The sequence below is a fragment of the Aestuarium sp. genome (assembly GCF_023253315.1).
GTDB classification, from domain to species: Bacteria; Pseudomonadota; Alphaproteobacteria; order Rhodobacterales; family Rhodobacteraceae; genus Marivivens; species Marivivens donghaensis.
In genome coordinates, this window is record NZ_JALRGW010000071.1 from 1 (window position 1) to 731 (window position 731).

General features: G+C 52.0%; 1 protein-coding gene. It reads right to left on the reverse strand.

Translation table 11 applies throughout. The features are described from left to right. Positions 1-12 precede the first annotated feature (12 nt). Positions 13-666, reverse strand: coding sequence for a hypothetical protein (locus tag AC1QQ2_RS14125; RefSeq protein WP_479713612.1), 654 nt, complete (start codon positions 664-666; stop codon positions 13-15). Positions 667-731: the final 65 nt, after the last annotated feature.

Below are 731 nucleotides of genomic sequence, written 5' to 3' on the forward strand. Positions count from 1 at the left end.
AGAGAGAAACGGTCATGCCTTCACTCGCGTGATGGAAAGCGTGGCAGCGGGTGTAGCAGGCGCAAATGCAGTTGCCAAGAATGCTTGCAGTGAGCCTGCTGTGCTATCGACGGCCCACATTGCTTCAAGGTAATCACCAGCACTGAATGTGAAGATAGATGAACGGCTAACAACAAGGGTTGCTCCGTTGTTGTGCAGCGAGTTCTTCATCGTGCTGCCAGTAATGTTGGTGCCATTAACGCGAGGCCAGAAGAAAAAGTCTACAGTGCTAGATGATGAAGAGTTGATCTGCGCAGAGAATGACAGAAGATACTGCCCACCTTCCTCAAACACGATGCGAGACGCAGGCGTTCCGAGCGAAATGCCAGACCCAGACAACATGGTAAACGTAAGTGGATAAGCCGTGTTAGCAGCCGCAGCAGTGACATTTGTTGAAATGCCTAAGTTGGCTTCACCGTCCGCCAAAACAACCTGCCGAAACGTGCCGTCCTTAGAAACAACAGGATAACCTAGCGTGTTGTCCCACATCATGATGCCGTTGTCGGACAAACTTTCATTGCCCGTCTTGTAGTCAAGCATCTCCCAATGCCGAGACAGGTAAGCCGTAAGCTGACGCGCCCACACTTTCCAATCTGGACCAGCGGGAGGTGGGAGTGTCGCACTCATCGTTTACTACCCTCAACAATGTCAAAGCGTGTTGTGCCAACGCGCCAATCACCTTGCGTGACGCC